Here is a 26,487-nt window from a genome sequence, read left to right as displayed (position 1 = left end):
TCGGGTCGGGGCGGTGCGTCCGCGCGGGCGCGGTCACCGGCCGCCGCGCTCACTCCACGGTGAAGCCCTGCTCCTGCGCGTAGGCGACGAGGTCAGCGGCCCACGCCTCGACGGCCGGCGCCAGCGGGTCGCGGTCGGCGATGGCCGCGCCGACGGTCTCGTTGTAGGACGCGTACACGTAGTCCGTGAACGGCAGCCAGCCGAAGTCGCTGCTCACCGTCCCGGTGATCTCGGCGAACACCTGGTTGACCCGCTGCCCGCCGTAGAACTCGGCCTCCTGCCCGACGAAGTCCGGGTGGGTGAGGACCGGGTCGTAGGCGGGGAACAGGAACTGCTCGGTCGCGAGCCGCACGGCGGGCTCCTCCTCGGTGTTGATCCACCGGGCCAGCTCGGCCGCCGCGACCGGGTTCTGCGTCGTCGTCAGGACGGCGTCGGTCGAGCCGCCCCAGTTGCTCGACACGTTCTCCCCCGGCGCCCACTGCGGGATGGGCGCCGCGCGCCACAGGCCGGACGTCGTGCCGGCGGTGCCCTGCAGGTACACCGGGCCCCACGCCGCGGCCTGCCACGAGGCGTACCTGCCGTTGCTCAGGCCCTGGTACCACTGGTCGGTGAAGTCCGGGTCGACGGCGACGAGGTCCTCCCGGATCAGCGTGTCCCACAGCTCGACGACGCGCTGCACCTGCGGCGTGTCGAGGTCGATCGTCACGGTCTCCTCGCCGTCGTAGCCGAACGGGCGGGCGCCGGACTGCCACAGCAGCCCCACGAGCTGGCCCGCGTCGTTGCCCGGCAGGTTCGTCAGGTACGAGTCCGGCATCGCCGCGCGGTAGGTGCGCGCGGCGGCGGCGAACTCCTCCCACGTGGCCGGCGGCGTGACCCCGGCCTGCGCGAGCAGGTCCTCGCGGTACAGGTTGCCCATGGGGCCCACGTCCTGCGGGATGCCGTACACCGCGTCCCCCTCGGAGACCTGGTCCCAGATCCAGTCGGCGTAGTCGTCCTCGAGCTCGGCCGCGCCGTAGGGCGCCAGGTCCATGAGGTGCTCGCCGAGCGTGAACGACGACAGGTACTGGAACTCCACCTGGGCGACGTCGGGGACGCCGCGGCCCGACCGCAGCGCCGTGCGCAGCTTCTGGTAGTGCGGCGACCCCTGCCCGACGTTGACCAGCTCCACGTCGATGGCGGGGTACTCGGCCATGAAGAGGTCCACCTGGTTCTGGATGTCGGGGACCCACGTCCAGAACAGCAGCTCGGTGGGCGTCGACAGCGCCTCCTCGCGCTCCGTCTGCGAGACCGGCTCGCTGCGCGGGGTCGCGCCGGGCGCCGGGCCGCCGGCGCACGCCGCCAGCAGCAGCGCGGCGCCGGACGCGGCCACCGCCAGACGCACGGTCGGTCGCCTCGCGGCTCGGGTCACGGGTCGGTGCATCATCGGACCACCCCTCGGACCTGCGCGACGCCGGCCACCCGGGCCACGTCCGCTGCCACGGGTCTGCCCGGCGCGCCGACGACCATCGCCATCTCCCTTGATAGCGCTTGCCTCGTCCGACAACGTAGCCACGCGACACACCCGCGTGTCAACCGCGGCACGCCGCCCGTCGCCGGGACGAGCGGCGGCGCGGGTCAGACGAGGCCGAGCGCGCGCACCGCCTCGCGCTCCTCGACGAGCTCGGCGACCGACGCGTCGATCCGCGCGCGGGAGAACTCGTCGAGCTCGAGGTCGGGCACGACCGTGAACGCACCACCGGAGGCCGTCACCGGGAACGACGACACGAGGCCCTCCGGCACGCCGTACTCGCCGCGCGACACCACGCCGGCGGACGTCCAGTCCCCCTCGGGCGTGCCGTGCACCCACGTGTGCACGTGGTCCACCGCCGCGTTCGCCGCGGACGCCGCCGAGGACGCGCCGCGCGCCTCGATGATCGCCGCGCCGCGCTTGGCGACCGTCGGGATGAACGTGTCCCGGACCCACGCCTGGTCGTCCACGACCCCGAGCGCCGACCGTCCGCCGATCGTCGCCTGCGTGAGGTCCGGGTACTGCGTGGCCGAGTGGTTGCCCCAGATGGTGACGCGGCGGATGTCGTCGATCGCCGCACCGGTGCGCTGCCGCAGCTGGGCCAGCGCGCGGTTGTGGTCCAGGCGCGTCATCGCGGTGAACCGGTCCGCCGGCACGTCGGGGGCGTGCGCCGCAGCGATGAACGCGTTCGTGTTGGCGGGGTTGCCGACGACGAGCACCCGCACGTCGTCCGCGGCGCCCGCATTGATCGCCGCGCCCTGCGGCCCGAAGATGCCGCCGTTGGCGCTGAGGAGGTCCCCGCGCTCCATGCCGGCCGTGCGCGGGCGCGCCCCGACGAGCAGCGCGACGTTGACGCCGTCGAACGCCGCCGTGGCGTCGTCGGTGATGTCGATGCCGTCGAGCAGCGGGAACGCGCAGTCGTCCAGCTCCATCGCGACGCCCTCGGCCGCCTTCACCGCGGGCGGGATCTCGAGCATGCGCAGGCGCACGGGCGTGTCCGGGCCGAGCAGCTGGCCGGAGGCGATGCGGAAGAGCAGCGCGTAGCCGATCTGGCCGGCGGCGCCGGTCACGGTGACGACGGCGGGGCTGACGGGCACGGTGGTCTCCTTCGGTTCGGCGCGCTCGCTCGTCGGCGGGCGGACGCGCGGGTGCTCGGAGGCCGCCGCGCGGGAGGCCACCGGCATGAACCTACCCCGCCGGCCGCGCCGGGTCCCGGTACGCCGACGGCGCCCTCCCCGGGTGGGGACGGCGCCGTCGGTGCGGTGCGTGGGGCGAGGTCAGGCCAGGCGCGCGGCGAGGTTCTCGTCGAGCGCGCCGAGGAACTCCTCGGTCGTCATCCAGGGCTGGTCCGGCCCGACCAGCGAGGCGAGGTCCTTGGTCATCTTGCCGCTCTCGACGGTCTCGATGACGACCTGCTCGAGGGTCTGCGCGAACTGCGTGACCTCCGGCGTGCCGTCCAGCTTGCCGCGGTGCTTGAGGCCACCGGTCCAGGCGAAGATCGACGCGATCGGGTTCGTCGACGTCGGCTTGCCCTGCTGGTGCTGGCGGTAGTGGCGCGTCACCGTGCCGTGCGCCGCCTCGGCCTCGACGGTCGTGCCGTCGGGGGTCATGAGGACGCTCGTCATGAGGCCGAGCGAGCCGAAGCCCTGCGCGACGGTGTCGGACTGGACGTCGCCGTCGTAGTTCTTGCACGCCCAGACGTAGCCGCCCTCCCACTTCATCGCGGCGGCGACCATGTCGTCGATGAGGCGGTGCTCGTACGTGAGCCCCGCGGCGTCGAACTGCTCCTTGAACTCGGCCTCGAAGACCTCGGCGAAGATGTCCTTGAAGGCACCGTCGTACGCCTTGAGGATCGTGTTCTTCGTCGACAGGTACACCGGGTACCCGCGCTGCAGGCCGTACGCGAACGAGGCCCGCGCGAAGTCGCGGATCGACTCGTTGAAGTTGTACATGCCCATCGCGACGCCGCCCGCCTCGGGCATCGTCACGACCTCGAACCGCTGCGGCTCGGAGCCGTCGGCCGGCTCGAACGTCATCGTGATCTTCCCGGCGCCGGGCACCTTGAAGTTCGTCGACTTGTACTGGTCGCCGTGGGCGTGGCGGCCGATGATGATCGGCTTGTTCCACCCGGGCACCAGCCGCGGGATGTTGCTGATGATGATCGGCTCGCGGAAGACGACGCCGCCGAGGATGTTGCGGATCGTCCCGTTGGGCGAGACCCACATCTTCTTCAGGCCGAACTCCTCGACGCGCGCCTCGTCGGGCGTGATCGTCGCGCACTTCACGCCGACGCCGTGCTCCTTGATGGCGTGCGCCGCGTCGATCGTGACCTGGTCGTCGGTCGCGTCGCGGTTCTGGATCGACAGGTCGTAGTAGCGCAGGTCGATGTCGAGGTACGGGTGGATCAGGCGGTCCTTGATGAACTGCCAGATGATGCGCGTCATCTCGTCGCCGTCGAGCTCGACGACCGGGCCGACGACCTTGATCTTCGCCATGCGAGTCCTGCCTCTTCAGAGCCGGGGATGTCGGGCCCAGGTTACTCGACGTCGAGAGACCTGGGTCCGACGACGGGACACTCGGGGCGAACCCGGACGTACCCCGGCGGACCAGGACGAGCGCGGGCAGGTGCCGGGCACCGCCGGGACTGGCATGCTGGCGCGCGCACACGATCCGCGTGCCACCGTGCCCGCGCGCCCGCCCGTCCCGGTGCGGACGTCCCAGCGGCCCGGCAGCACCGCCACCCCGAGCCGACAGGACCGACATGTCCCAGCAGAATCCCGACGTGCCCGAGGGCACCCCGAAGCACGAGGGGACCACCCCCGCCGCCGAGACCACGGTGCCGGCCGCGGCCGCCGGTACGCCCGTCCCCGCCGCCCCCGGCGCGGGTACCCCGGCATCGACCGAGGGCACGACGGCGGCGGACGCCGGCGCCACGGCGGCCGACGCCCCGCGCGCGACCCCCGCGGCGACGGAGGTCGTCGAGGAGGACGTGTACGTCGTCCCGGCGGGCACGGTCGTCACGGCCGCGCCCGGGCTGCTCGCGCGGCTCGGCGCCGAGGCGGTCGGCTCGTTCTTCATCGTGCTGGCCGGCGTGGGCATCGCCCTGTACGCGACGTTCAGCAACGTGGGCGGCGGCCTCGCCGTCGCGCTCGGCTTCGGCATCGCGCTGCTCGCCAGCATCGTCGCGTTCGGTGCCGTCTCCGGCGGCCACTTCAACCCGGCCGTCACGCTCGGCGCGTGCCTCGCCGGTCGCACCCCGTTCCGCGACCTGCTCCCCTACTGGCTCGCCCAGGTCGTCGGCGCGGCGCTCGCCGCCGCGGTGCTCTACCTGACCATTCCCCCCGGCCTGCCGGCGCTCGTCAGCCAGAGCGGCGACACGTCCCGGCGCGGCCTGTTCAGCGGTGCCGCGAACGGCTTCGACGAGCACTCCCCGCTCGCCCGCCTGTCCGGCGACCAGGCCGAGTTCACGCTCGTCACGGCGCTGCTCGTGGAGGTCGTCGCGACGGCCGTCCTCGTGGGCGTCATCCTCGGCGCGACCGACCGCCGCGCGCACAAGGCGCACGTGCCGTTCGCCGTCGGCCTGTCCTACGCCGCGCTCCTGCTCGTCGCGTTCCCCGTGACGAACGGCTCGCTCAACCCGGCCCGCTCGCTGGCCGCCGCGATCTTCTCCGAGAGCTGGGCGCTGGAGCAGGTCTGGCTCTTCTGGGTCGCCCCGCTGCTGGGCGCGGCCGTCGCGGCGCTGATCTACCGGGCGTTCGCGACCGAGCCGACCGAGGACTCGCTGTTCGGCGAGGACGAGACGTACGTCGTCGAGGACGACGTGGTCGTCGTCGACGAGCGCCGCGCCTGACGCGCCCGCACCACCGCACCACCGCACCCCACGAGCGTGCGGCCCGGCCACCGTGCCGGGCCGCACGCTCTGTGCTCTCCGGGCGGCCGCACCGGCTCTCCGGGCGGCCTCAGGCCGTCGGCGCCACCCAGGCCAGCGTGGCGAGCGCGGCGGCCGCGACCAGCAGCATCGTGACGTCGAGGCTCTTGGCGCGCACGCCGAACGCCGCCGGCCCCGGCGAGGGCAGGACGGCCCGCGCCACGCCGAGGACCACGAGCAGGAGCGCCAGCACGGACGCGCCGATCGCCGCGTTCCCCACGAACGCGGCGACGACGGACGCGGCGACGCCGCCCACCGTCCAGAACAGGGAGGCGTTGCGACCGGCGGCCAGGGACGCGCGGGCGATGGCCCGCGGGTCGAGCGGGCGCTCCTCGGGGGGCACCTCCGCACCGCCGGGCGGCTCCGCCGTCAGCCGCTGGGGCGGCTGCGGTCCCGGGGCCCCGGGTCCGGCGGGCGTGCCACCGGGTCCGGCGGGCGCCGTGCCGTCGCGTGGCGGCGGCTCGGGGGTTGCGCCGCGCGCCGGCCAGACGGGGCCGTGCGGGGGTGCGGCGACGGACGGGCCCGCATGCCGCGACGTGGCCATGGCGGCGCTCCTTCCGAACGGCCGACTGACTGCCCGCCAAGGCTAGCGTGGGCGGGTGAGCACGCCCACGCCCTCCGCGACCTCTCCGCACGCACCGCCGGTCGACGTCCTCGTCGTGGGCGCCGGCCTCGCCGCGGCGCAGACCGTCGCCGCCCTGCGCAGCCACGGGTTCGCCGGTGACGTGCGCGTGCTCGGCGCCGAGGACGTGCCGCCGTACGACCGCCCGCCGCTCTCGAAGCACCTGCTCGACCGCACCGAGCCGGCGTGGCTCACCGACGAGCTCGGCCTCGACCTGCACGGGCTCGCGGACGACGTGCGGCTGGGCGTCGCGGCGCGCGGCCTGCGCGTCGAGCCCGGGCGCCCCGGGGCCGCGGTGCTCACCGACGAGGGCGAGCACCGGGCGTCCTGCGTCGTCCTCGCCACGGGGTCGCACGCGGTGGGCGTGCCGGCGTGGCCCTCCGCGCTGACGCTGCACACCGCGGCGGACGCGGACCGGCTGCGGACCGCGCTGGACGGCGGACCGCGCCGGCTGGTCGTGGTCGGTGCGGGCTGGATCGGCGCGGAGGTGGCCGGCGTCGCTGCGGCGGCGGGCCACCACGTGACGGTCGTCGAGGCCCGCGACGCACCCCTCGCCACCGGGCTCGGCGGCCGCATCGGCGCCCTCACCGTGCCCTGGTACGCGGCCGCGGGTGTCGACCTGCGCACGCGTGCGCAGGTCACGGACGTGGGCGACGCCGGTGTGCGCCTGCTCGACGGGACGGTGCTGCCGGCCGACGTCGTCCTCGTGGCGGTGGGGGCGCGTCCGGCCACGGCGTGGCTGGCCGACGCGCTCCCGCTCCACGGCGGCGCGGTGCCGGTCGACGAGTCCTACCGCGTGCTCGCGCCCGCCGGGCCGCTGGACGGCCTGCTGGCCGTCGGCGACGTCGCGCTGCGCCGGTCCGCGCGGTACGGCTGGGTGCCGGGTGGGCACTGGGACGAGGCGCTGCGCGGGCCCGACCTGCTGGTGCGGCGCCTCCTGGCGACGGACGACGACGGCAGCGAGCTGACGCCGTACGTGTTCTCCACCCAGCTCGGGCACGACCTCACGCTGTTCGGGCTGCCCGCCGCCGACGACGCCCCGGTCGTGCTCGGCGACCCGGCCGACGGCGGCTGGTCCGTGCTGTGGAGCCGCGGCACGGACGGTCCGGTCACCGCGGCGCTCACGGTCGACCGTCCGCGCGACGTCGGCGCCGCACGGCGCCTGCTCGCCGGCCCGGACCTGCCGCACGTGCGCCTCGACGGGGAGACGACGCTCGCCGCGCTGCCCCGGCGCTGAGGGCCGCGGGGCCGCCCCCGTGCCACGCCGAGGGGGCCCGCCGTGCGCGGCGGGCCCCCTCGGCGCGTCGTCCGGCGGCGGCCGGTGCGCGGCGGTGCCGGGAGCCTCAGTGCGCGAAGTGCCGCGTGCCCGTCAGGTACAGCGTCACGCCGGCGGCCGCCGCGGCCGCGACGACCTCCTCGTCGCGGACGGAGCCGCCGGGCTGGACGACCGCGCGGACGCCGGCGTCGAGCAGCACCTGCAGACCGTCGGCGAAGGGGAAGAACGCGTCGGACGCCGCGACGGCGCCGCGCGCCCGCTCGACGTCACCCGTGTTGGCGCGCTCGACGGCGAGCCGGCACGAGTCGACGCGGTTGACCTGACCCATGCCCACGCCGACGGAGGCGCCGTCGTGCGCGAGCAGGATCGCGTTCGACTTCACGGCGCGCACCGCGCGCCACGCGAAGCGCAGGTCGGCGAGCGTCGCCTCGTCGGCGGGCTCCCCCGCGGCGAGCGTCCAGCCGGCGGGGTCGTCGCCGGGTGCGTCGAGACGGTCGACCGACTGCAGCAGCAGCCCGCCGGACACGGCGCGCATCTCCACCCCACCCGCGGGCGGGGCGTCGACCACCAGCAAGCGCACGTTCTTCTTCTGCCGCAGCACCTCGAGCGCGTCGGCGTCGAACCCCGGTGCCACGACGACCTCGGTGAACACGGGCGCGATCTGCTCCGCCGCCGCGCGCGTCACGACCCGGTTCGTCGCGATCACGCCGCCGAACGCCGAGACGGGGTCGCACGCGTGCGCCTTGGCGTGCGCGTCGGCGACGTCGGCCCCGACCGCGATGCCGCACGGGTTGGCGTGCTTGACGATCGCGACCGTCGGGGCGTCGTGGTCGTGCGCCGCCCGCCACGCCGCGTCGGCGTCGACGTAGTTGTTGTAGCTCATCGCCTTGCCGTGCAGCTGCGTCGCCTGCGCGAGCCCGGCCGGTCCGTGCCCGGCCGTGTACAGGGCGGCGCGCTGGTGGGGGTTCTCCCCGTAGCGCAGGACGTCCGACCGGTCCCACGTCGCACCGACCCACGCGGGGAAGCCCGTGCTGACGCCGTCGACCTCGTCGGTCGTCGTGGCGACGCTGCCCATCCAGGACGCGACCGCGACGTCGTAGGTGGCCGTGTGCACGAACGCCTGCGCGGCGAGCCGCGTGCGCTCGGCGAGCGTGAACCCGCCGGCCGCCACGGCGGCGACGACCTCGTCGTACCGCGCCGGGTCGACGACGACCGCCACGCTCGGGTGGTTCTTCGCGGCCGCGCGGACCATGGACGGCCCGCCGATGTCGATCTGCTCGACGCACGCGTCGACGTCGGCGCCCGACGCGACCGTCCGGGTGAACGGGTACAGGTTGACCACGACCAGCTCGAACGGCGCGACGCCCAGCTCCTGGAGCTGGGCCAGGTGCTCGGGGCGGCGCGTGTCGGCGAGGATGCCCGCGTGCACGCGGGGGTGCAGCGTCTTCACGCGCCCGTCGAGGCACTCCGGGAACCCCGTCAGGTCCTCGACGCGCGTGACCGGGACGCCGGCCGCGGCGACCGTCGCGGCGGTCGAACCCGTGCTGACGAGCTCCACGCCGGCGCGGTGCAGCGCGGTCGCGAGCTCGACGAGCCCGGTCTTGTCGTAGACCGACAGCAGGGCGCGGCGCACGGGGCGGCGCGTGGCGTCGGCGGTGAGGGGCGTGGGCGCGTCGGACATGGCGTCTCCCGGGGGCAGCGTCGAGCGTGGACCCCGGCACCCAGGCGGGCGGTGCACGGTCGAGGCGGCTGCGGCCGCTCCCCGGTGGTTGTCTCCACCTGCGCCAGTCACGACCGCGCGCCACTCTACCGGGCCGCTGCACCCACCCCCGGCGCCGGGGGCACGGCGGTCGACCGACGTCCCGACGTCACCCAGGTGAACTCCGGCACCGCCCGTTGTGCCCCGGTTCGCGGGGCGCGCAGGATCGGTAGCGGCCACCCGGGCGCGGGCGGCCGGACAACCGGGGGTCGCCATGTCCGCACTCGTCTCGGCCGTGCTCGCGACCGCGCTCGCCGTCGCCGTCCCGCTCGGGGAGGAGGCGCACCGGCCGGCCGACGGTGCCGCCGCGGTGGTCGACCTCGGCGTCGAGGAGTGCGCGTGGGACGTCAACGACCGCGGCGTCGTCGTCACCACGACGCACGTCGTGCGGGACGGGCACGTGCTCGGCCTGCCGGGCGGGTTGACGAGCGCGCGGTTCGTCAACGACCGCGGCCAGGTGGCGGGCGAGGTGGACGGGCGCGCCGCGTTCTGGGACGGGCGTCGGCTGTGGCTGGTCGGGACGCTGAGCCCGGACCACGTCCTGTCGTACGTCACCGGGCTGAGCGAGCGCGGCGAGCTGGTCGGCACGTCGAGCGCACCGGGCGGTGAGCCCGCCGCGTTCCGGTGGCGGCGCGGGGTCATGACGCCGCTCGTGGGCCTCGGCGGACGCACCGACGCGAACGACGTCAACGACCGCGGCCAGGTCGTCGGCGCCGCCTGGCTCGACGGCACGCAGCACGCCGTGCGGTGGGAGGCGGACGGCCGGCTGGTGCGGCTGCCGGGTCTCGGCGACGGGAGCGGCTCGAGCCTCGCCACGGCGGTCGACAGCGACGGGCGTGCCGCCGGCTACAGCTACGTCGCGGCGGGCACGGCCGACATGCGCCCCGTGCGCTGGTCGCGGTCCGGCGCCGTCACCGACGTCGGCCCCGGGGGCGGCGCGCTCGGGCTCGTCGCCGACCTGAACGACCGGGGGCGCGCGATCGGGTCGATCAGCATGCCGGGCGCCGGCCAGCAGGCGTTCGTGCAGGACCGGGGCGCGACGATGCGGCTCGTCCCCACCGGCGCGGGGACCACGATCCTCACGGCCGTCAACGGCGGCGGGCTGGCGGCGGGCTGCGTGCTCACCGACGACGGTGAGCGCGCCGTGCTCTGGCGCTGACGGGGCGCACGGCCTGCCTCGCGGGCGGACGTCAGCCGACGACGACCCGACGGCCCTCGACGCGCAGGCCACCGCGGGCGACCTCGCCCACCGTGCGCACGAGCAGCTCGCGCTCGACGGCCTTGATCCGCTCGTGCAGCGACGCCTCGTCGTCGTCCGGCTCCACCCCGACGACGCCCTGCGCCACGATCGGACCCGTGTCGACGCCCGCGTCCAGCAGGTGCACGGTGCACCCCGTGACCCGCACGCCGTACGCGAGGGCGTCCCGGACGCCGTGCGCGCCGGGGAACGACGGCAGCAGCGCCGGGTGGGTGTTGAGGATGCGGGGTGCGAACCGCTCGAGCGTCGGCGACCCGATGATGCGCATGAACCCGGCGCACACGACCAGGTCCGGGTGGAAGACGCCGATCGACTCCGCGAGCGCGACGTCCCACGCCGGCCGGTCCGCGAAGTCCTGGGGTGCGACGACCGCCGTCGGGACGCCCGCCGTCCGCGCGAGCGTCAGGCCGCCGGCCGCCGGCTTGTCGCTCACGACGCCGACGACGCGCGCGCCGTACGCCGGGTCGCCGTGCGCCGCCAGCAGCGCCGCGAGGTTCGACCCCGCACCGGAGACGAGCACGACGACGCGGCAGGTGCCGTCCGCACCGCGCACGGGCGGGGTCGGCGGCGGCGGTGCGGGGCGCGCGGTGGTCACGGCCCCGCACGCTACCGGGCACCGGGCGTGCGGGACGGCGCGTCCCACCCGTGCGGGATGATGGGCGCCATGGGCAACCCCTGGGCACCGCCGGAGCACCCCCGACCGCAGGGGGGACCCCCGCAGGGCCCGGCCGCACCGCCGCAGGTGCAGCAGCCGCAGGGCCCCGCCCGACCGGCGGGCCCTCCCCCGCAGGGCCACCCGCAGGGCCACCCGCAGGGACAGCCGCAGGGCGCGCCGCCGCGCGTCCCGCAGCAGGGCGTCCCGCCGTCGGGCGACCCGCGCTCGGGCGCGTCCGCACGTCCCCCGCACGGCGCGCCGGCACCCGGTGCACACCGCGGCGGACCGCACCCGCACCCCGTGCAGCAGGAGCCGGACCCCGCCGGCGTGGCGCGCAGCACCCGCACCGCCGCGTGGGGCGCGGTCGCGCTCCTCGTCGCCGTGCTGCTCGTCTCGGCGCCGTACCCGTGGGCCTACGCGACGCCCGTGGCGTCGCTCGCCGCGCTCGTGCTCGGCGTCCTGGCCGTCGTGCGGGGCGTGCGCGCCCACGCGCGCGGTGCCGTGGTGACGCTCACGTCCGTCCTGGTGGTCGCGTCGGTGCTCTGGACGCTGATGAGCATCCAGGTCTTCGTCTACGCGTCGGCGCGCGAGGCGCACCAGCAGTGCCGCGCCCACGCGCTGACCGTGCAGGCCGAGCGCGCGTGCGACACGCAGCTCGTCGAGGACGTCGAGCGCACCACCCGGTCCTTCCTGCCCGCGGCACCGACGGACGGCTAGGCCGCCGCGGCGCGGGGCCGACGCCGCACTGACGCGACGAGGGACGCGCTAGGTCGCGAGCGCGTCCGTGCCGCCGGCGCCGTCGCCGGCCGCGCCGGTCCGGCCGGGGCCCGTGCCGGCCCCCGTGCGGCGCGCCTCCCGCCGCGCGCGCAGGGACGCGCGCACGGCCGCGTCCGACGGCACGGCGACGAGCAGGGCGCCGAGCGCCACCCCGCCCGCGACAGCGAGCCCGACGAGCCAGGCCGCGGCACCGACCTGCGTCATGCGCCCGGGTCCGGCCGCGCCGGCCGCCGCGAGCTGCAGGGCCGCCACCAGCAGCCCCGCGGTGGCGGCGGCCGTGCCCACCGCGACGAGGACGTCCCGCCCCCGGGTCGGCACGAGCCGCCGGTGGACCGCCAGGCCCGTGAGCAGTCCGACGGCGACGAGCAGCGCCGGCGCGGCGAGCAGCGCCCCGCCCGCGAGGTCCGGGGCGGGGAGCGCGCCGAGCAGCGGCAGCGCCGGCAGCGGCCCGTCGACGACCTCGGCCGGCGCGAACCGCGTGCCGGCGCCGACGGCGAACCCCGGCCCGGCGACCCACGCGAGCGCCCACACCACCAGGTTCGGCGCGTAGGCGAGCTGCGCGAGCGCGAGCACGACACCGCCGACGGCGTCGAGCTCGAGCATCCGCACGACGTCGGCGACGGTCGCCCGGCCGGCCAGCGCCCAGACGGCGGTCACCACGGCTGCCACGGCGACCAGGGCCGCCGCCGCGAGCGTGCCGGCCCGCAGGCCGACGACCACCGGACCCGGGAGCCGGTCGGCGAGCGGCGCGACGAGCACCGGCCACGACGGTGCCTCGGGACGGCGCAGCAGGCCTGCGCCGAGGCCCAGCCCACCGACGACCACCCCGCCCAGCAGGGCGCGCACCACCCCGCCCGCGCCGACGCCGCACACGAGCGCGACCAGCACGGTCAGCGCGGCGTACGTGGCGACGGACGCCAGCGCCCCGGAGCGTGTGGCCACGCCCGAGCGGCGGGCGGAGGCGTAGCAGGTGAACCCGGCGAGCAGGGTCAGCCCGAGCGGGAGCAGGGAGACGGCCGCCCCGCCGGCGCTCACGGGCACGCCGTGCGCCAGCAGCCACAGGTTCGCCGCCACGACCACGGCGCGGGTCCACGCCACGTCCACGTTCGACGGGTCCGCGGACGTGGTGACGAACACCGCGACGGCCGGCACCGCGAGCACGAGCAGCGACAGGGCCGCCCCCTGCAACGCGGCGAGCGCCCCGACGGCCCAGCGCGGCGCCCCGTCGATCGCGCTGGTGAAGAACGACGGCCGTGCGTCGTCCTGCAGCACGCGGCGGACGCGTCCCGTGACGGGGACCGGACCGGTGGAGGGGGGCACGGGACCATGGTCGCCGCTCCGGCGCGCGGGCCCGCGCAGCCCGGGCGGCGCGTCGCCGTACCGGACGTCACAGGCGGAACCGGGCGCGACGACCCACCGGACGGCGACGCACCGCACGCGCGGCTCGGCCGCCGGGACGCGCACGGCCCCGGTCCGCGAGGTCCGCGGGCCGGGGCCGTGGTGCCGCCCGGGGGCGGCGGCGCTCAGGACGCGTGCGCGCCCCGGGCGAGGGTGCTCAGGAGAGCAGCGCGCGGGCGAGCGCGGCGGTCTCGGACGGCGTCTTGCCGACCCTGACGCCGGCGGCCTCGAGGGCCTCCTTCTTGGCCTGCGCGGTGCCGGACGAGCCGGAGACGATGGCGCCGGCGTGGCCCATCGTCTTGCCCTCGGGGGCGGTGAAGCCCGCGACGTAGCCGACGACCGGCTTGGTCACGTTGGCCTGGATGAACGCGGCGGCACGCTCCTCGGCGTCGCCGCCGATCTCACCGATCATGACGATGAGCTCGGTCTCGGGGTCCGCCTCGAACGCGGCCAGCGCGTCGATGTGCGTCGTGCCGATGATCGGGTCGCCGCCGATGCCGATGGCCGTCGAGAACCCGAAGTCCCGCAGCTCGTACATCATCTGGTAGGTCAGCGTGCCGGACTTCGAGACCAGGCCGATCCTGCCGGGGCCCGTGATGTCGGCGGGGATGATGCCGACGTTGGACTTCCCGGGGCTGATCAGGCCGGGGCAGTTGGGGCCGACGAGGCGCACGCCCTTGTCCTGCGCGTACGCGAAGAACTCGGCGGTGTCGGCCACCGGGACGCCCTCGGTGATGATGACGACGAGCGGGACGCCCGCGTCGACGGCCTCGATGACGGCGGCCTTGGTGAAGGCCGGCGGGACGAAGATGACGGACACGTCCGCGCCCGTCTTCTCCAGCGCCTCCGCCACGGTGCCGAACACCGGCACGTCGACGGTGCCGTCACCGGCGGGGAACGTCACGGACGTGCCGGCCTTGCGGGGGTTCACGCCGCCGACCACGTTCGTGCCGGACGCGAGCATGCGGGTCGTGTGCTTCTGCCCCTCGGACCCGGTCATGCCCTGGACGATGACCTTGGACTCCTCGGTCAGGAAGATCGCCATGGTGGTGTCTGCTTCTCTCGGTTCGTGGGTCGGCGGGCGTCAGGCGGCGGCGTGGGCGAGCTCGGCCGCCTTGTCGGCGCCGCCGTCCATCGTCTCGGCCAGGGTGACGAGCGGGTGCGCGGCCTCCGCGAGGATCGCGCGGCCCTCGGCCACGTTGTTGCCGTCCAGGCGGACGACCAGCGGCTTGGACGCCTCGTCACCGAGGATCTCCAGCGCCTCGACGATGCCGCGGGCGACCTCGTCGCACGCCGTGATGCCGCCGAAGACGTTGACGAACACCGACTTGACCTGCGGGTCCGTGAGGATGATGTCGAGGCCCGCCGCCATCACCGACGCGGACGCGCCGCCGCCGATGTCGAGGAAGTTCGCGGGCTTGACGCCGCCGTGCGCCTCGCCGGCGTACGCGACGACGTCGAGCGTGCTCATCACGAGGCCCGCGCCGTTGCCGATGATGCCGACCTCGCCGTCGAGCTTGACGTAGTTGAGGTCCTTCTCCTTGGCGCGCGCCTCGAGCGGGTCGGCCGCGGCCTTGTCCTCGAGCGCCGCGTGGTCCTCGTGACGGAAGTCCGCGTTCGCGTCGAGCGTCACCTTGCCATCGAGCGCGACGACCTCGCCGGCCTCCGTGAGGACCAGCGGGTTGACCTCGACGAGGGTGGCGTCCTCCTCGCGGTACACCGTCCACAGCGTCTGCAGCACGGCCGCGACCTTCGGCGCGACGTCGGCGTCGAACCCGGCCGCGGCGACGATCTCCTGCGCCTTGGCGGCGTCGATGCCCGTGCGGGGGTCGACGGCGACGCGCGCGAGCGCCTCGGGCCGCTCGACCGCGAGCTGCTCGATCTCCATGCCGCCCTCGACGGACGCCATCGCCAGGTACCGGCGCTCGGCACGGTCCAGCAGGAGCGAGAAGTAGTACTCGGTGGCGATCTTCGCGCCCTCCGCGATCATCACGCGGTGCACGGTGTGGCCCTTGATGTCCATGCCGAGGATCTCGCCGGCCATCTCGGCCGCCTCGTCGGCGGAGCGGGCCAGCTTGACGCCGCCCGCCTTGCCGCGGCCACCGGTCTTCACCTGGGCCTTGACGACCACGACGCCGCCGTCGGGCGGCAGCAGCCGCTCCGCCGCTGCGCGCGCCTCCTGCGGGGTCGTGGCGACGATGCCGCCGAGCACGGGCACGCCGTGCTTCTCGAAGATGTCACGTGCCTGGTACTCGAACAGGTCCACCTGGTCCGGTTTCCTCTCGTCGACCGCGCGGGCGGCCCTGTGCGGCCGCGTCGCCCGGTCGATCGTATCGTCGGGACCGAGATCGCTCGACATCGAGAGATGTGGGCGCTGTCACCGTGGCACGTCCGGTGGGTAGCGTCGCCCCGTGACCACCGCGCGGGCAGACGTCGTCGGGCGCGTGGCCGCGCTGGTACCGGACCCGGTCGCGGCCGGTGCGCCCGTGCGGGTCGCGGTCGACGGGACGGACGGCGCGGGCAAGACGTGGTTCGCCGACGAGCTCGCCGACGCGCTGCGCGCCGCCGGTCGCCCGGTGGTCCGGGCGTCCGTCGACGGCTTCCACCACCCCGCCGCCGCGCGCTACCGCCGGGGGCGGGCCAGCCCCGAGGGGTTCTTCCTCGACTCCTACGACCTCGACGCGTTCCGCCGCGTGCTTCTCGACGCGTTCGCGCCGGGCGGGTCGCGCCGGTACCGCACCGCCGTGCACGACGTGGTGACGGACCGGCCGGTCGACGCGCCGTGGCGGACGGCCCCGGCCGAGGCCGTGCTCGTGGTCGACGGCGTCTTCCTGCAGCGGGACGAGCTCGCGGACGCGTGGGACCTGCGCATCTGGCTGGACGCCCCGGTCACCGAGACGTACGCCCGGATGGCGGTCCGCGACGGCTGCCCCGCGGACCCGGGCGACCCCGCGAACGCGCGCTACCTCGGCGGGCAGCGCCTCTACCTCGCCGCGTGCGACCCCGTGGGGCGTGCCGACGTGGTCGTGGACAACGCGGACGTCGCCCGCCCGGTCCTGCGGGCGGTCAGAGCTTCGTGACCGGCGAGTACCGCAGCAGCAGCCGCTTCGTGCCGTGCGAGCCGAAGTCGATCTTCGCGACCGCGTTCGGCCCGGCGCCCTCGACGGCGACGACCGTGCCGAGCCCGTAGGCGTCGTGCGTCACCTTGTCGCCGACGCCCAGGTCCGGCACGTCGCCGGTCGTGCGCGGCGTCGCCGACCCGAAGGACGCCCCCGTGCGCGGCAGCGTCGGGCGCTGCTCCGTGCGCACCGGGCCGTTGCCCGACCCCGAGCGCTGCTCGCCCCAGCCGGACCCCCGGCCGCCGCCCGTGCCGAAGCCCGACCCCCACCCGCCGCGCAGGCGCGACGTCGAGGACTCGCGCCGCCGCCAGTCCACGAGCTCCTCGGGGATGTCGTCGAGGAACCGGCTGGGCGGGAACTCGTTCGGCACGCCCCACGCGGTGCGGACCGCCGCGCGTGAGACGTACAGGCGCTCGCGCGCACGGGTCAGCCCGACGTAGGCCAGGCGCCGCTCCTCGGCGAGCTGGTCCGGGTCCGCGAGCGAGCGCATGTGGGGGAAGGTGCCGTCCTCCATGCCCGTGAGGAACACGACCGGGAACTCCAGGCCCTTGGCGGTGTGCAGCGTCATGAGCGTGACGACGCCCTGGTCGGCGCGCGCGTCGCCGGCCCCGTCGCCGTCGTCCGCGCCGTCCGGGACGGGGATCTGGTCGGAGTCCGCCACGAGCGACACGCGCTCGAGGAAGTCGGTGAGGTCCCCGTCCGGCTCGCTCTGCTCGAACTCGGAGGCGACCGCGTGCAGCTCGGCGAGGTTCTCGACGCGGCCCGCGTCCTGCGGGTCCTCGCTCGCGCGCAGCTCCGCGAGGTAGCCGCTGCGGTCGAGCGCCGCGCCGAGCACCTGGGCGGGGCCGGCGGTGGACGCGAGGTCGCGCAGCTCCTCGACCATCGTCGCGAACGCCGTCAGACCGGTGAGCGCGCGCGTGCCGAGGCCGGGCACCTCGTCGAGCCGCGTGAGTGCCGCGCCGAACGAGATCCGCTCGCGCTCGGCGAAGGCCGCGACCATCGCCTCCGACCGCTCCCCCAGCCCGCGCTTGGGCACGTTGAGGATGCGTCGGGTGCTCACGTCGTCGTCGGGGTTCGCGATGGCGCGCAGGTAGGCGACGGCGTCGCGGATCTCGCGGCGCTCGTAGAAGCGGGTGCCGCCGACGACCTTGTAGGGCAGGCCGACGCGGACCAGCACCTCCTCGAGCGCACGGGACTGCGCGTTCGCCCGGTAGAAGATCGCCACGTCGCCGGGCCGCACGCCGTGCGTGTCGCCGAGGCGGTCGATCTCCTCCGCGACGAACCGCGCCTCCTCGTGCTCGGAGTCCGCGACGTACGCCACGATCTGCGGGCCGGACCCGGAGTCGGTCCACAGCCGCTTCGGGCGCCGGTCCGGGTTCTTCGCGATGACGGCGTTCGCCGCCGAGAGGATCGTCTGCGTCGAGCGGTAGTTCTGCTCGAGGAGGATCGTGCGCGCGTCGGGGTAGTCGGCCTCGAACTCGAGGATGTTGCGGATGTTCGCGCCGCGGAAGGCGTACACCGACTGGTCGGCGTCGCCGACGACCGTGAGCTCGCCGCGCCCCACGCCGTGGCCGTCGGCACCGCCGTCGACGCCGACGAGCTCGCGCACCAGCACGTACTGGGCGTGGTTGGTGTCCTGGTACTCGTCGACGAGCACGTGGCGGAAGCGTCGGCGGTAGTGCTCGGCGACCTGGGGGAACCCCTGCAGCAGCTCGACCGTGCGCACGATGATGTCGTCGAAGTCGAGCGCGTGCGCCTGGCGCAGCCGCTCCTGGTAGCGCGTGTAGACCTGCGCCAGCGCGGTGTCGAAGTCGTTGGCGCTGCCGCCGCCGGACGTCGCGGCGAACGCCTCGGGCGTGACGAGCTCGTCCTTGAGGTTCGAGATCTTCGCCGCCAGCGCCTTCGGCGGGTAGCGCTTGGGGTCGAGGTCGAGCTCGCGCGCGACCAGCGTGAGCAGCCGCTGGGAGTCCGCCGAGTCGTAGATGGAGAAGCTCGACCGCAGGCCCAGCGTCGCGGCCTCGCGGCGCAGGATCCGGACGCACGCGGAGTGGAACGTCGACACCCACATGCGCTGCGCCGACGGCCCGACGAGCGCCTCGACGCGCTCGCGCATCTCGGCCGCGGCCTTGTTGGTGAACGTGATCGCCAGCACCTCGCCGGGCCGCGCCCGGTGCGTGGCCAGCAGGTACGCGATGCGGTGCGTGAGCACGCGCGTCTTGCCCGACCCGGCGCCCGCGACGATCAGGAGCGGACCCCCGGCATGCAGCACGGCCTCGCGCTGCTGCGGGTTCAGCCCCTCGAGCAGCGCCTCCGCGCGGGCGGCGTCGCGTGCGGCACGCCCGTCGGCGGGCGGCGGGTCGTCGGCGTCGGGGGTGTCGCCACGCGGCGGCACGACGAGCGGCAGGCCCGACGACTCGCCCGCGCGGGAGCGCGCGACGGCGGCCCGCGCGTCCGGACGGGACCGCGGCGTGGCGCCGGCGGGGACGGGCAGGGAGAGGCTCTCGAACAAGGACGTCATGACCCCACCAGCGTAGGTCGCCCCACCGACACGAGGGACCACGCGACCGCCGTCGCGGGACCGCGCACCGCCCCGGGCCCGCCGGTCACCGCAGCAGGAGCCCGACGACCCACGCACCGACCACGAGCAGCGCCCCGGCGAGCTCGACGAGGATGGTGAGACCGGTGGCCTGGAGCGCGCGCACGGTCGAGCGCCACGCGGCGTCGTGCTCGCCGAGGCGCAGGCGCTCGGCGAGGTAGATCGCGGCCACGAAGAACAGCGGCAGCCCGACCACGGGCACGACGAAGAACCCGATGACGCCCGCGACCCCGCCCCACACGAGCGTGCGGTTCGGCACGCCACCGCGCTGCAGGTGGCGCCCCGCGAGCAGGTACTTCGCGACCTGGGTGACGACCGTGATCAGCACGGCCGCGGCCACGACGCCCCAGCCGACGCCCGTGCCCTGCAGCGCGCCCCACAGCACCACCGCACCGCCGACGAGCAGCGCGCCGGGCAGGACCTGCACCACCACGCCGACGAGGCCGACGAGCACGAGCAGTCCGGTGAGCAGGTCGAGCTCGGTACCCCAGTCGATCATCACGGCGCCGACCGTAGCGGTGCGCGCCGACGCGTGCCCGACCGGCCCGGCCGGGCAGGCGTACGGGTCAGCGCCAGAGGACGGCGATCGCGACGTTGAGGGCCGTCAGCCCGACGATCGCGCCGAGCCAGCCCGTCGTCACCTTCTCGCCGCGGCGGCGCCCGACGACGACGAGGGCGGTCACGGCGAGGGCGACGACGAGCTTGACGCCGATCTTCACGTTGTCGGGCCCGTCGCCGGCCACGCCGGCCGACGCGAGGCCGGTGAGCACGATGCCCGTGAGCAGCGCGGTGACGATGCCGTGGAACACCCCCGGGTTGAGGGTCGCCGAGCGCAGGCCGGCGAGCGCACCGCCGAAGACCATGGCCCAGCCGAGGAGGTGGAGCACGACGAGGATCCCGTAGACGACGTCCATGGGGTCATCCTACCGAGCGCCGGCGCCTGATCTGACATCCCGTCAGTTCGTCTGCGCCACAGCTCTCAGAGCAGCCGGCGCGCCGCCGCCCACCGCGTGAGCTCGTTCCGGTTCGACAGCTGCAGCTTGCGCAGGACGGCGGACACGTGCGTCTCCACGGTCTTGATCGAGATGAACAGCTCGGCGGCGACCTCGCGGTACGTGTAGCCGCGCGCGATCAGCCGCATGACCTCGCGCTCGCGCGCCGAGAGCCGGTCGAGCTCGTCGTCCCCCGTGGCGACGTCCCCCGCGGCCGCGCCGAACGCGTCGAGCACGAACCCGGCGAGCCGCGGGGAGAACACCGCGTCACCGCCCGCGACGCGCAGCACCGCGTCGGACAGGGCCGCCGGGTCGATCGCCTTCGTCACGTAGCCGCGCGCACCCACCCGGATCACGGCCACGACGTCCTCCGCCGCGTCGGACACCGACAGCGCGAGGAACCGGGTGCCGGGCACGTCGGCGCACCGCCGCACGACCTCGGCCCCGCCGCCGCCGTCGCCGCCGGGCAGGTGCACGTCGAGCAGCACGACCGGCGGGGCGAGGTCGTGCACGACGCGCACGGCCTCGTCGACCGTGGACGCCTCCCCCACCACCCGCACGCGGTCGTCGAGGGACGCCTTCACCCCGGCACGGAACATGTGGTGGTCGTCCACCAGCACGACGTCGACGGCGCTCACGCGTCCTCCTGCAGGTCGGTGCGGCGCGCGGCCGCGGGGTCGTCCGGGTCGCCGGCGGGGACGTCGCCCGGCGGGGGCGCGCCGCCGACCGGCATGCACAGGTGCACCTCGGTGCCGCGCGCCGGGCTGCTGGTCACGCGGGCCGTGCCGCCGCGTCGGCGCACCCGGCCCATGATCGACTCCCGCACGCCGAAGCGGTCGGGACCCACGGCGTCGAGGTCGAAGCCGTCACCGCGGTCGCGCACGAACACCTCCGTCACCGCCGGGCCCGCCTCGAGGTAGAGCGAGACGGGCGGGCGGCCGTGCACGACCGCGTTGACCAGCGCCTCCCGCGTGGCCTGCAGCAGCGCCTGGCCGTCGGCGTCGGGCACGCGGTCGCCCACGACGACGACGTCGACCGCCACCGGCTCGCCGGTCGGCCCGGTGCGCGAGTCCTCGACCTCGGCGACGACGGCCCGCAGCGCCGCCGCGAGCGACGTGCCCGGCTCGCTGCGGTCGTCGTACAGCCACTCGCGCAGCTCGCGCTCCTGGGCGCGGGCCATGCGGGCGACCTCCACGGGCTCGTCGGCGCGCGTGCGGATGAGCGCGAGCGTCTGCAGCACCGAGTCGTGCAGGTGCGCGGCGATGTCGGCCCGCTCGGCCTCGCGCGCACGGGCGGCCCGCTCGTCGCCGAGCTCGCGGACGAGCCGCACCCACCACGGCGCCAGCACGAGCCCGACACCGAGCAGGACCGCGAGCGCCCCGATCGCCGCCTGCACCATGAGCGCGGGCTCGATGCCGCGACCCACGCTCTCGCCCACGAGCAGCAGCACGCCCGCCGCCGCGAGCAGCACGCCGCCGATGAGGCGCAGGACGCTGATGCGCCGGCCGTCGCCCTGTCGCCGCTGCACCGCGTCCAGCTGGCTCCACGCGAGCCCGAGGCCGACCAGGACGAGCAGCGCGGGCAGCACCCAGGTGGAGTCGACCTGGGCGCCGAGCCGCACCGCGACGAGCACGCCCGCGGCGAGCACGAGCAGCGCGCCGAGCGCGAGGTCCGCGAGCGCGACGCGCCGGCCGTCGGCACGCAGGGTCTGCCGCCGCGCGAGCCGCTGCAGCGCGCTGGGGCGTGAGACCGCCGCGACCGCCGCCGGGTCGCCGACGGGGACGGTCAGCCACCAGAAGACGTAGAGCACGATCCCCGCGCCGGCGACCGGCACGAGCGCGACGAGCGCGAGCCGCACCGCGGCCACCGGCACGTCGAGGTGCGCCGCGATCCCCACCGCGACCCCGGCGAACCACCGCCCCGCGTCGGGGCGACGCAGCGGCAGCCGCGGGCGCGGCGGCACGCCGGCGGCGGACGCCGGGACGGGCGGGGGTCCGGTGGTCACGCACCGATCGTCACACGTCCGCAGCCCGGTGCCGACCCCCGTCCGGGCAGGTCGGGGCACGGATCAGGGACGGCGGCGCCCGCGACCCGGGTCGGGCCAGGGTCGGGTCAGGGGTCGTCCCCGATGCCCCGGGGCGGGCCGCGGCGACAGGATCGAGCCATGGACACGCAGACCCCTGCCGGCCCCGGCGCCGGCACTCCCGGGCAGGGTCCCGGCGACGGCACCGGGCCCGGGCACGGCCCCGGCCCCCGGCCCGGCTACGCCCCCGGCGACGGCACCGGCCCGGCCGGCGCCCCCTACCCGGCCGCACCCGGCCCCCGGCCCTCCGGCGCGCAGGGCTTCTGGTCCGGCGTGCGCCGCACCGGCCTCTACCGCTCGGACGACCGCTGGATCGGCGGCGTCGCCGGCGGGCTCGCCGCCCGGATGAACGTCGACCCGCTCCTCGTGCGCGGCCTGCTGGCCGTGTCCGTCCTGCTCGGCGGCCTGGGGCTCGTCCTGTACGGCGTGGCGTGGGCGCTGCTGCCCGAGCAGCGCGACGGGCGCATCCACCTCGAGCGCCTCGTGGACGGGGACGGCGACATCGCCCTGCTCGGTGCGCTCGCCTTCGTCCTCGTCGGCCTGGGCCGCGGCGACGGCTGGTGGTGGTTCTGGGACGGCACCGGCTGGTTCTCGGCGCTGCTGTGGCTGGCGTTCGTCGCCGGGCTCGTCGCGCTCGTCGTGCTGGCCGTGCGCCGCCGGCCGGGGACCGGCACGCCGCCGCCCGGGACGCCCTGGCCGGGACCGGGCGCGTACGTGCCGCCCGGCGGCGGCCCGGCCTACCCGACGGCGCCCACCGGCATGCCCGGCGGAGCCGGCCCGGCGGGTGCCCCGCCTGCGGCCACGTCGGCGGCGCCGTACCCGCCCGCCGCGGCCGCGTGGGGTGCCGGCGCCGACGCGCGGTCCACGACCCCCCTTCCCCCGGCGCCGCCCGCCGGGGGGTGGACGCCCCCGCCGGCGCCACCCACGGGCGGCTGGACGCCTCCGCCGCCGTCCGGCCCGCCGCGTCCCGCCAGGCCCCCGCGCCCGCCGCGCCGCGGCGCGGACCCCGCGACCCTCGGCGCCGTCATCGGCCTCGCGGTCCTGGGGCTCGCGGTGCTGCTGATCGGTGAGCGCACGGGGACGTTCGACGGGCCGGTCGGCCTGACGGCCGGCGGCATCGCGCTGGTGCTCGCCGGCATCGGCATCGTCACGCTCGGCGCCCGGGGCCGCTCGAGCGGCCTGCTCGGCTTCCTCGCGGTCGTCGCGGCCCTCGGGCTGCTGCCGTGGGCGGTGTACACGCAGGGCGAGCGCGAGGACTGGTGGGCCGGCCCGGAGGAGTGGGAGGAGAACCGGGTCGAGGTGGTCATGATGGCTCGGGACGAGGCCGCCCGCGGCTTCGACGGCGGCGTCGGCCACGCGAGAGTCGACCTGACGTCGGTCCCGCTGGCGGGCGAGCAGCTCGTGGTGCCCCTCACGCTCAGCGTCGGCGAGCTGACCGTGGTCGTGCCGGTCGACGCGGCCGTCGAGGCCCGCTTCTCCGCGGGCGTCGGCACCGTGCGGTGGGAGCTGGACGGCGAGACCCGGATGCAGGACGCCATCGGTGCCAGCGGCATGACGTTCCGGGACGACGCGACCGTCGAGGCAGGCGAGGCCGACCTGGTGCTGGACGTCAGCGCGGGCGTCGGCGAGGTCCGGATCATCGAGGAGAGCACACCATGAGCACCGACGACACCCGACCCCTGCCGGCGGACGAGACCCGGCCCCTGCCCGTGGACGAGACCCGGCCCCTGCCGGTGGACGAGCCGGTGAGCGGCACGGCGGACGACCCGCAGCGCGCGCCCGCGGCCGACCGGGCGCACGACGGCACGGCCGACGGCGCGACGGCGACCGGCACCACGGGCCGGCCGGCGCGCGACCGTGCCCGGGTCGGCACCATCGTCTGGGGCGTCGTGATCGCCCTGCTGGGCGCGGGCGTCCTGGCGATCGCCGCCGGCTACACGATCGACCTCGAGCTCGCGGCGATCGCCCTGCTGATCCTGGCCGGGCTCGGGCTCATCATCGGCCCGCTCGTCGCGAACGCCCGGCGTGGCCGGGGCGACGAGCCGGGCGGCGTCCGGGGCTGACCGCCCCGCGCCGCGGCGCGCGCCGGGTCCCCACGGGGCACCCGGCGCGGGAGGACGCCGCGGCGCACGCACCGAGGGCCGGTACCCGCATCGGGTACCGGCCCTCGTGGTGCACCGGCACGAGGCCGGGCGGGTGGTGGTGCGTCAGACGGTGACGGGCTCCGCGGTGACGGCCGTCGGGACGTCGACGCGGGCGGCGATCCGGCGCAGCGCCTCACCGGTGACGATGAAGACGACACCGAGGCCGAAGACCAGGAGCGCGACACCGAACGCGACGACCGACGTGAACAGCGAGGCCCGCAGGAACGAGCCGTTCATCATCGTCTCGCGGACCGGGTCCTCCTTGTCCAGCTGCGAGTAGGTCTTGCCGCCGGACGCGTCGAGCGCGTGGTGGTTGATGATGTCGGCCTGCGCCCACGCCTCCCACGGCGTGTCGACGAGCTCGCCGCCGAACATGGCGGCGTCCTCGGACACCGTGATCTGCTCGCTGCGCAGGTTGCCGGACACGAGCGCCCACGTGGCCGTGCCGGCGACGGCGAAGATCATGCCGAACGCCATCACCACGATGGCGAGGGCCTTGAGGTGGGCGGGCTTGCGGACTGCTGCGGACATCGGACTCCCCGATCCTTCTGTTTCTCCCCGAATTCGGTGCCGCGCCCCCTGCGCGGTCCCGGTGAGCTGTCGTGCTCACATGACTAGAGTGCGCCTGCGCGCGGCCGTCCCCGTAGGACCCTGGTCCCCTGTCCGGGTGCACTCCGGACGGCGCTGTCCACGGTACCGCGGAAACATGGGACCTTTGGCCTGACCTGCGACGACGCGCGCAGGACCTACGGCCCGACCGCGCCGCGGGCACGGGTCGCGGCACGCACGTACTCGGCCTCCGCGGCCGCCAGGACGTGGTCCCAGGCGAACGCCGGCCGCACGCTGCGGGTGTGCCGGCGCAGGCTCGCGAGGAGCGGTCGGTCCTCGGCCAGGAGCGCCACCGCCCGCGCCATCTCGGCGTCGTCGGCGACGAGGAACCCGTCCCGGCCGTCGGCGACGAACTCGGCCACGCCCGTCCCACGGTGCGCGAGGACGACGAGTCCGGCGGTGCGGGCCTCGAGGGCCGCGATCCCGAAGGCCTCGAGCCGGGCCGGTGCGAGGAACACGTCGGCGTCGGCGTAGGCGGCGCGGACCTCCTCGCGCGGCAGCCGGCCGCGCAGCTCGACGACGTCGTCGAGGCCCAGCGCGGCCACGCGGGCGCGGACGGCCTCACGCGCGGGACCGTCGCCGATCAGCGTCAGGTGCAGGGCGCCGGCCGGGAGCCTGCGCGCGGCGGCGGCGACGACCTCGACGAGGGGGACGGCGCGCTTGCGCGGCGCCAGCCGCATGGTGGCGACGAGGCGCACCGGACCGCGCAGCGCGTCGTCGCGGACGGGGTTCGTCGCACCGGGCGCCCACAGGTCGACGTCGATGCCGTTGGGCACGACCGCCACCTCGGCACCGTCGAACAGCGTCCGCACGCGCTCGGCCGCGGCGGTGCTCACGGCGCTCAGGGCGGCACGCGGCTGCGCCCAGCGCGTGCGGCGGACCACCGCGGCGCCGGGGCCCGTGACGCCGTCGAGCATGCAGTGCCACGTGATCGCCGTCGGCAGGCCCGCCGCGGTCGCGACCCGGGCGCCGTCGAACGCGAAGGGTGAGAGCACGCCCGCGTGCACGTGCACGGCGTCGGGCCGGACCGCCGCGAGCGCCGCACGGATCAGCCGGGGGCCGGCGACGGGGTTCACCGGCAGGTCGAACGGCAGGCGCGCACCCAGCCGGTGCACGTGCACGCCGTCCTCGACGTCCACGACGCCGCCGCGCTCCCCGCCCGCGCCGAGGGTCGCGGTCAGGACGTGCACCTTGTGCCCGGCGGCCACCTGGTGCCGCGCCAGGTCGCCGACCTGCGTCTCGATCCCGCCGGTGCGCGGCGCGAAGCAGTCGGAGACGTGGACGACCCGCACGCGTCAGGCCGCCCGGGTCACGCGGCGGACGGACGCGTCGCCGCGGCCGCGTCGATCCGTGCCTGCGCCTGCGCGTGCACGCGGCGCTCGAGCACGAACGACATCAGGGGGACGACGCCCGCGAGCGCCATCGTCACCAGGCGCCCGAGCCGCCAGCGCAGCGTCGACCACAGGTCGAACACCGTCACGAGGTACACGACGTAGATCCACCCGTGCGCGAAGGGGACCCACCCGATCGCACCCATGACGGACTCGGGGGCGTGGACGACGTACTTGAGGACCATCTCCACGCACAGCACGAGGAGCATCACGCCGGTCACCCACGCCATCACCCGGTAGCGCGTCAACGACCCGCCGGCCTTACGGACCCAGGCGGCGGTGGTGCCCGCACGGGGGTCGGTGGTGGCGGGTGCGGGGTCGGGCTGCGTGGTCACGTCGTCCTCTCGTCGGTGCGTCTGCTCGTCGTGGGGGC

Annotated in this window: 24 protein-coding genes and 1 riboswitch; of the genes, 7 read left to right on the top strand and 17 right to left on the bottom strand. The window is 76.1% G+C overall.

The features are described 5' to 3' along the window. Positions 1-49: 49 nt before the first annotated feature. From E5225_RS04940 to E5225_RS04930, 3 genes are all read right to left on the bottom strand, one after another. Complete coding sequence (locus E5225_RS04940) at positions 50-1,381, bottom strand: ABC transporter substrate-binding protein (protein ID WP_243738152.1); 1,332 nt, start codon at positions 1,379-1,381, stop codon at positions 50-52. A 233-nt stretch (positions 1,382-1,614) separates the two neighbouring features. Further along, the gene (locus tag E5225_RS04935) at positions 1,615-2,604 is read right to left on the bottom strand and encodes a malate dehydrogenase (protein ID WP_135972885.1); all 990 of its coding nucleotides are present in this window, start codon (positions 2,602-2,604) and stop codon (positions 1,615-1,617) included. Between the two features lie 180 nt (positions 2,605-2,784). Beyond that, complete coding sequence (locus E5225_RS04930) at positions 2,785-4,002, bottom strand: NADP-dependent isocitrate dehydrogenase (RefSeq protein ID WP_135972886.1); 1,218 nt, start codon at positions 4,000-4,002, stop codon at positions 2,785-2,787. 266 nt (positions 4,003-4,268) lie between these two features. Between E5225_RS04930 and E5225_RS04925 the strand changes: the two genes are divergently transcribed. Beyond that, positions 4,269-5,357 (top strand): aquaporin, encoded by a 1,089-nt coding sequence (locus E5225_RS04925; RefSeq protein ID WP_135972887.1) that lies wholly within the window; start codon positions 4,269-4,271, stop codon positions 5,355-5,357. A gap of 109 nt (positions 5,358-5,466) precedes the next feature. Here E5225_RS04925 and E5225_RS17860 read toward each other — a convergent pair whose 3' ends face one another. Continuing rightward, complete coding sequence (locus tag E5225_RS17860) at positions 5,467-5,778, bottom strand: DUF3017 domain-containing protein (protein WP_243738153.1); 312 nt, start codon at positions 5,776-5,778, stop codon at positions 5,467-5,469. A gap of 256 nt (positions 5,779-6,034) precedes the next feature. On the opposite strand from E5225_RS17860, the gene E5225_RS04915 reads away from it, so the two are divergent. After that, positions 6,035-7,294, top strand: coding sequence for an NAD(P)/FAD-dependent oxidoreductase (locus E5225_RS04915; protein ID WP_135972889.1), 1,260 nt, complete (start codon positions 6,035-6,037; stop codon positions 7,292-7,294). A 106-nt stretch (positions 7,295-7,400) separates the two neighbouring features. Here the strand turns inward: E5225_RS04915 and purH are convergent, their stop codons facing one another. Next, positions 7,401-9,014 (bottom strand): bifunctional phosphoribosylaminoimidazolecarboxamide formyltransferase/IMP cyclohydrolase, encoded by a 1,614-nt coding sequence (purH, locus tag E5225_RS04910; protein ID WP_135972890.1) that lies wholly within the window; start codon positions 9,012-9,014, stop codon positions 7,401-7,403. 31 nt (positions 9,015-9,045) lie between these two features. Further along, positions 9,046-9,135, bottom strand: a riboswitch (ZMP/ZTP riboswitch). Positions 9,136-9,306: 171 nt separating this feature from the next. Between purH and E5225_RS04905 the strand changes: the two genes are divergently transcribed. After that, a complete protein-coding gene (locus E5225_RS04905) occupies positions 9,307-10,251 on the top strand; it encodes a hypothetical protein (protein WP_135972891.1) in 945 nt (314 codons plus the stop codon). 31 nt (positions 10,252-10,282) lie between these two features. Here the strand turns inward: E5225_RS04905 and purN are convergent, their stop codons facing one another. Further along, a complete protein-coding gene (gene purN, locus E5225_RS04900) occupies positions 10,283-10,945 on the bottom strand; it encodes a phosphoribosylglycinamide formyltransferase (protein WP_424945125.1) in 663 nt (220 codons plus the stop codon). Between the two features lie 360 nt (positions 10,946-11,305). On the opposite strand from purN, the gene E5225_RS04895 reads away from it, so the two are divergent. After that, complete coding sequence (locus E5225_RS04895) at positions 11,306-11,722, top strand: hypothetical protein (RefSeq protein ID WP_136225324.1); 417 nt, start codon at positions 11,306-11,308, stop codon at positions 11,720-11,722. Between the two features lie 48 nt (positions 11,723-11,770). On the opposite strand, the gene E5225_RS04890 is transcribed toward E5225_RS04895, so the two are convergent. The 3 genes from E5225_RS04890 to sucC all read right to left on the bottom strand — a co-directional run bounded on the left by E5225_RS04890 (position 11,771) and on the right by sucC (position 15,446). Next, positions 11,771-13,102 carry a cell division protein PerM gene (locus E5225_RS04890; protein WP_208543840.1) on the bottom strand — a complete coding sequence of 444 codons (1,332 nt, stop codon included), beginning with the start codon at positions 13,100-13,102 and terminating at the stop codon, positions 11,771-11,773. A gap of 235 nt (positions 13,103-13,337) precedes the next feature. After that, entirely contained in the window at positions 13,338-14,225 is an 888-nt protein-coding gene (sucD, locus tag E5225_RS04885; RefSeq protein ID WP_135975104.1) for a succinate--CoA ligase subunit alpha, read from the bottom strand. Between the two features lie 39 nt (positions 14,226-14,264). After that, positions 14,265-15,446 (bottom strand): ADP-forming succinate--CoA ligase subunit beta, encoded by a 1,182-nt coding sequence (gene sucC / locus E5225_RS04880; protein ID WP_135975106.1) that lies wholly within the window; start codon positions 15,444-15,446, stop codon positions 14,265-14,267. A gap of 145 nt (positions 15,447-15,591) precedes the next feature. Here sucC and E5225_RS04875 point away from each other — a divergent pair, with 145 nt between their 5' ends. Next, positions 15,592-16,260, top strand: a complete 669-nt coding sequence (locus E5225_RS04875) for a nucleoside/nucleotide kinase family protein (protein WP_135975108.1) — start codon at positions 15,592-15,594, stop codon at positions 16,258-16,260. Here E5225_RS04875 and pcrA read toward each other — a convergent pair. The 5 genes from pcrA to E5225_RS04850 form a co-directional block, all read right to left on the bottom strand. After that, a complete protein-coding gene (pcrA, locus tag E5225_RS04870) occupies positions 16,247-18,817 on the bottom strand; it encodes a DNA helicase PcrA (protein WP_135975110.1) in 2,571 nt (856 codons plus the stop codon). The two genes, E5225_RS04875 and pcrA, sit on opposite strands and share 14 nt — an antisense overlap. Positions 18,818-18,902: 85 nt before the next feature. Continuing rightward, positions 18,903-19,394: a DUF456 domain-containing protein gene (locus E5225_RS04865; protein WP_135975115.1), complete on the bottom strand. Its 492-nt coding sequence runs from the start codon at positions 19,392-19,394 to the stop codon at positions 18,903-18,905. Between the two features lie 67 nt (positions 19,395-19,461). Continuing rightward, the gene (locus tag E5225_RS04860; protein ID WP_135975112.1) at positions 19,462-19,809 is read right to left on the bottom strand and encodes a hypothetical protein; all 348 of its coding nucleotides are present in this window, start codon (positions 19,807-19,809) and stop codon (positions 19,462-19,464) included. 65 nt (positions 19,810-19,874) lie between these two features. Then, complete coding sequence (locus E5225_RS04855; protein ID WP_243738391.1) at positions 19,875-20,486, bottom strand: LuxR C-terminal-related transcriptional regulator; 612 nt, start codon at positions 20,484-20,486, stop codon at positions 19,875-19,877. 35 nt (positions 20,487-20,521) lie between these two features. Beyond that, on the bottom strand, positions 20,522-21,892 hold the full coding sequence (locus E5225_RS04850) for an ATP-binding protein (RefSeq protein ID WP_243738390.1): 1,371 nt from the start codon (positions 21,890-21,892) through the stop codon (positions 20,522-20,524). Positions 21,893-22,051: 159 nt separating this feature from the next. Here E5225_RS04850 and E5225_RS17425 point away from each other — a divergent pair, with 159 nt between their 5' ends. Then, entirely contained in the window at positions 22,052-23,629 is a 1,578-nt protein-coding gene (locus tag E5225_RS17425) for a PspC domain-containing protein (protein ID WP_167306013.1), read from the top strand. Then, positions 23,626-24,033: a hypothetical protein gene (locus tag E5225_RS04835; protein ID WP_135973935.1), complete on the top strand. Its 408-nt coding sequence runs from the start codon at positions 23,626-23,628 to the stop codon at positions 24,031-24,033. Before E5225_RS17425 ends, E5225_RS04835 begins: the two co-directional genes overlap by 4 nt. Positions 24,034-24,177: 144 nt before the next feature. On the opposite strand, the gene E5225_RS04830 is transcribed toward E5225_RS04835, so the two are convergent. The 3 genes from E5225_RS04830 to E5225_RS04820 all read right to left on the bottom strand — a co-directional run bounded on the left by E5225_RS04830 (position 24,178) and on the right by E5225_RS04820 (position 26,449). Beyond that, the gene (locus E5225_RS04830; protein WP_135973934.1) at positions 24,178-24,645 is read right to left on the bottom strand and encodes an aromatic ring-opening dioxygenase LigA; all 468 of its coding nucleotides are present in this window, start codon (positions 24,643-24,645) and stop codon (positions 24,178-24,180) included. A 215-nt stretch (positions 24,646-24,860) separates the two neighbouring features. Next, positions 24,861-26,015: a glycosyltransferase family 4 protein gene (locus E5225_RS04825; RefSeq protein ID WP_135973933.1), complete on the bottom strand. Its 1,155-nt coding sequence runs from the start codon at positions 26,013-26,015 to the stop codon at positions 24,861-24,863. 17 nt (positions 26,016-26,032) lie between these two features. Next, on the bottom strand, positions 26,033-26,449 hold the full coding sequence (locus E5225_RS04820; RefSeq protein ID WP_243738285.1) for a DUF3817 domain-containing protein: 417 nt from the start codon (positions 26,447-26,449) through the stop codon (positions 26,033-26,035). Between the last annotated feature and the right edge of the window lie 38 nt (positions 26,450-26,487).

The sequence above is a fragment of the Cellulomonas shaoxiangyii genome, assembly GCF_004798685.1.
GTDB classification, from domain to species: Bacteria; Actinomycetota; Actinomycetes; order Actinomycetales; family Cellulomonadaceae; genus Cellulomonas; species Cellulomonas shaoxiangyii.
Note: the sequence above shows the minus strand (reverse complement) of the source record. Positions and strands in the feature narration are given on the sequence as shown.